Annotated in this window: 4 protein-coding genes; 3 read left to right on the top strand and 1 reads right to left on the bottom strand. The window is 45.3% G+C overall.

Annotation, left to right across the window (positions count from 1 at the left end; all coding sequences use genetic code 11):
* Positions 1-371: 371 nt before the first annotated feature.
* Positions 372-1883 carry an ABC transporter permease subunit gene (locus PX636_RS14725; RefSeq protein WP_061430127.1) on the bottom strand — a complete coding sequence of 504 codons (1512 nt, stop codon included), beginning with the start codon at positions 1881-1883 and terminating at the stop codon, positions 372-374.
* A gap of 202 nt (positions 1884-2085) precedes the next feature.
* Here PX636_RS14725 and PX636_RS14720 point away from each other — a divergent pair, with 202 nt between their 5' ends.
* From PX636_RS14720 to ycf46, 3 genes are all read left to right on the top strand, one after another.
* Positions 2086-2841, top strand: coding sequence for an amino acid ABC transporter ATP-binding protein (locus tag PX636_RS14720; RefSeq protein ID WP_002795444.1), 756 nt, complete (start codon positions 2086-2088; stop codon positions 2839-2841).
* Between the two features lie 362 nt (positions 2842-3203).
* Complete coding sequence (locus PX636_RS14715; RefSeq protein ID WP_012265766.1) at positions 3204-3554, top strand: slr0373 family blue light stress response protein; 351 nt, start codon at positions 3204-3206, stop codon at positions 3552-3554.
* A gap of 53 nt (positions 3555-3607) precedes the next feature.
* Positions 3608-4701 (top strand): stress-responsive protein Ycf46 (gene ycf46, locus PX636_RS14710; RefSeq protein WP_288117675.1); only part of this gene is annotated, 1094 nt, incomplete at its 3' end.

The following is a 4701-nucleotide window of genomic DNA, read 5'->3' as shown; positions in this document are numbered from 1 at the left end:
GTCAATTACCTAATTTTCAGGGAAAAAGTACCTGAATTTTCCCCCCAATCACTCCAAAGGTCGGCACTTTTTGAGGGAAAACAAGTCTAAAAACCCTATCCAACAAGGTTTTTAGATTTATTCAGCAAACCCTAAATAATCAGTTTTTAATAACCAGATTTATAAAGAGGATAGGAAAGTGGGGATTGAGAAGTGGCAAGTGGCAAGTGGGTTTTTAAAGTTCGATCGGGAGTCAATCATACCATTAAAAACCGATTTAGTAAGTAGCTAGACACAATTAAATGCACATATTTAACTACCTCTTGCCTCTTGCCTATCCTAACCAAGAAGTTAATTTTGCCCTATTACTTATCAGTTCCCATCTGTTGCCCCTAAGCTTTCTGTTCCTGTTTAGATTTATGTAGGGGATCCATATAAATCTCTAAGCGCTTAAATACCACAGAGGAAAGGGTAGTTAAAACCAAATAAACTACAGCAACAGCGATATAAATCTCGAAAGCTTTATAGGTAGTGGCTACCATTAATTGACCTTGCCGGAATAACTCTTCAAAACCGATTACTGCCGCTAAACTGGTATCTTTAATTAGGGTGATAAATTCATTCCCCAAGGGTGGCAACATCCGGCGAAAAGCTTGGGGAAAAATCACCTCGTGCATGGTTTGCACTGGGGACATTCCTAGACTAGAACAAGCTTCCCATTGACCATTATCGATCGATTGAATACCGCCGCGCATAATTTCAGCTAAATAGGCCGCCACATTTAAACTTAGGGCAAATAGGGCCGCCGGTAAACGATCTAAGTCGATATTTAAGCCAATTTCTCGGAACAACCCTGGCAAACCAAAATAGATCAAGAATAATTGCACCAGCATCGGTGTTCCCCGAAAGAAATCCACATAGATGCGGCAAATTATTTTTAACCATTTGTAGGGAGAAATCAGGGCAATGGCCACTAAAGTTCCGCCGATTAACCCGAACAGAAAAGACAGAACTGTTAACAGAATTGTCCAGGGAACCCCTTTCACAATCAGGTTATAGAATAATTCTCCCCAGTTAAAACTTGATTCCTGTAAATTATTTAAAGCTGGGGCAACTAAGGGTAATTCTGGCGGTTTTTCTCCAAACCATTGCCGAAAAATAGCATCGTACCGACCACTTTCTATGACTCGACCGAGAGCATCATTAATTAACTGGAGATAGGGGGAATTTTTGGGTAAAGCAATCCCGTAGAATTCCTCCGTTAATAATTCTCCGACTACTTTTACTCCCCGTAAACCCGCTTGTTTAATTGCATACAAAGTCACGGGTTTATCGTTAACTACCGCCTCAACTCGACCATTAATTAATTCCTGCAAAGCTAAAGCCGCCGAGTCAAATTGACTAACTGTTGCCCCCGGTATTTTTGTCGCTTCTAAGGCTCCCGTTGTGCCAATTTGGACGGCAATTCTTTTGCCTTTTAAGTCTTCAAAATTTTTAATTGTCTTATTATCTTCCCGAACAGCGATCGCTAAACCAGCCCTAAAATAAGGTCGAGAAAAAGAAATCGCTTGGGCGCGTTCGGCGGTGATAGTCATGCCACTAATAGCGGCTTCCACTGTTCTCGCTTGTAGAGCCGGAATAATGCCATCAAAGGGTAAATTTCTAAAGTCAATGTTGAGATCGGCTTCCTTGCCAATCGCCCGCATTAAATCGATATCAAACCCAGTTAATTGTCCCCCTTGTTGAAATTCAAAGGGCGGAAAAGTTGCTTCTGTGGCGACTCGAAAAGGATTAGGAGGGGTCTGAGAAAAAGCCGGAATAACAGTTAATCCGAGCGCCAAGACTAATCCTAACAAGGCAAAGATAACTCTCTGTACCGCCCGCCCTCGCCAAAATTTAATCATTTTTTAATTGTTTCTCCTTGATTTTTTCGCTCAACTAAGTTATTAATTTCGTCCTACTTCCCACCCAAGACAGATGTAGAGAGACTATTTGAGTATTATGATTATTCCTCTTGATAAAATGTCGTCAAGGATACAATCTGGCAGAAACTAATCTCGATACCTTTGTACAGACAGAATGTAAAATTTTTTACGAGAGGATATCATGACCACTACTACCCCTGTGATTGTCAGTGAAGGTTTACGCAAAAGTTACGGCTCTTTAGAGGTACTCAAAGGAGTTACAGGCACTCTTTATCAAGGGGATGTGGTATCGGTAATCGGTCCCTCTGGCTGCGGCAAAAGTACCTTTTTACGCTGTCTCAATCGTTTGGAAACAATTAACGGTGGCCGCTTGGAGGTGATGGGGATTGACATCTCTTCCCCGAAGTTAAATCAATCAGTCCTCCGCAACTTACGCAGCCGGGTAAGTATGGTGTTTCAACACTTTAATCTTTTTCCCCATCTCACCGTTTTACAAAACTTGGTGTTAGCCCCCAAGCAGGTGTTACACCACTCGGAAAATGAGGCTAAAGAGACCGCAATTCATTATCTGGAAAAGGTGGGATTGGCCCCAAAAGCCGATGTTTATCCCGACCAATTATCGGGAGGACAAAAACAACGGGTGGCGATCGCTCGCAGTCTCTGCATGAAACCAGAGGTGATTTTATTTGATGAACCCACTTCGGCCCTGGATCCGGAATTAGTCGGGGAAGTGTTAAACGTTATGCGTCAATTGGCCGATGAGGGGATGACTATGGTAGTCGTCACCCACGAAATGCAGTTCGCTAAGGAGGTCTCTAACAAGGTTTTGTTCTTTAATCAAGGTGTCATCGAAGAAGCAGGTGATCCCGACACCTTCTTTAATAATCCCCACAGCGAGCGCTTACAAGCCTTTTTAAGTCGCATCAATAGTAATTAGGGTTTGCTCAATTCAGGAGTCAGTATTCAGTATTCAGGAGACAGGAGACAGGTTTTAGGTGTTGGGGGTTGGGGTTTTGGGGTTTTGGGGTTTTAGTTCAATTTCCCCACTTCCCCACCTCCCCACTTCCTCATCCCACTTCCCCACTTCCCCACCTCCCCACTTCCTCATCCCACTTCCCCACTTCCCCACACCCTACACCCCACACCCCACACCCCACACCCTACACCCCACTTCCCCACTTCTCCAACAATTGTAAAGAAATGTTACAATTATGCTGTTATGACAGCTTACCATCTTGACAGGAGGGAAAGACAGTGGTTATAGTAAGGACACATACCCGGGTAAACCAATTTAGTGATATGCAAGACAAGCAAAAAGTCACACTGTACCTTCCCCCTGGAGTCCATCGTCAACTAAAAATAAGAGCCGCAATCGATGAAGAATCGATGTCAGGGCTGGTGGAAAAAGCGATCGCTTTCTACCTAAAATACCCCGAAAAGGTAGAAGAAATCGAAGCCGCCGCCTATGGCAAAACCTATCAGGTTCATGTCTGTCCCGAGTGTGATGCCGCCTTAGTGATGAAAGAAGATCGGCTAAGGTCGATCAAACGCCAGCCCGGAATAGTGGGCGACGAGTTCCCGCTCGAAGTTCCCGAACCCGTTGGTGCTCAAGGAACCGCAGAGGGAGAAGCAGCCTTAGTTCCCTGCTAAACTCTCGGTAGCCGCCCAAGGTCAAAACCGTTACCACAAATAGGGTCGATGTTATGAAAGAAGAGCTAGAAATTCTCGTCAAGGCTCAGTATCCCCTGATTTACCTCGTCACCTCCGAGGAGGAAAGGGCGGAAGAAGCCATCAGCAAAATAGCCCAACTAAATACACAACATCGACGGGTGTTTGTCTGGACTGTCACCCACGGCATGATCGAACTAGGTCAACCGCGCCAAACCAGTCAACATAATACCGTGTCGCCAGAAGCGGCGATCGAATGGGTAGTGCGTCAACGGGAAGCGGGCATCTACATCTTCAAAGACCTGCATCCGTTCATCACTTCCGCTCCGGTCACTCGCTGGTTGAGAGATGCGATCGCAAGCTTTAAAGGAACCGAAAAAATCATTATTTTAATGTCTCCCCTGCAAGAAGTCCCCATAGAACTAGAGAAAGACGTAGTAGTTCTAGATTTTCCCCTGCCGGACATGGGAGAGTTAGATACAGTTCTCTCACAACACCTAGGCAAAAATCAAAATCGTCGTACCACCACAGAGGTCCGGGAAAAACTCCTGAAAGCGGCCTTAGGCTTAACCAAAGATGAAGCCGAAAAAGTTTACCGCAAAGCCCATGTAAAAGCGAACAAATTGACGGAAGACGAGGTAGAAATCGTCCTTTCCGAGAAAAAACAACTGATTCGCCGCAACGGAATTTTAGAATACGTTGAAGAAGACGAGACCATCAACGCCGTCGGTGGTCTGGAAGAATTAAAAAAATGGTTAAAACAGCGATCGAACGCCTTTACAGAAAGAGCCAGAGGTTACGGACTCCCCCAACCGAAAGGGATGCTAATTTTAGGAGTACCAGGCTGTGGTAAGTCCTTAATCGCTAAAACCACCTCGCGCCTCTGGAGTTTACCGCTCCTGCGCTTAGATATGGGACGGGTTTACGATGGTTCCATGGTGGGACGGTCTGAGGCTAACCTGCGTAATGCCCTAAAAACTGCCGAATCCATCTCTCCTGCCATTCTGTTCATCGATGAATTAGATAAAGCTTTTGCCGGTGGCGCGGGCTCCGCCGATTCCGATGGGGGAACCTCTAGCCGCATCTTCGGCTCCTTCCTGACTTGGATGCAGGAAAAAACCTCGCCCGT

Origin of the sequence: Microcystis sp. M53598_WE2 (assembly GCF_030067735.1) — a bacterium.
GTDB lineage: Bacteria > Cyanobacteriota > Cyanobacteriia > Cyanobacteriales > Microcystaceae > Microcystis > Microcystis aeruginosa.
Note: the sequence above shows the minus strand (reverse complement) of the source record. Positions and strands in the feature narration are given on the sequence as shown.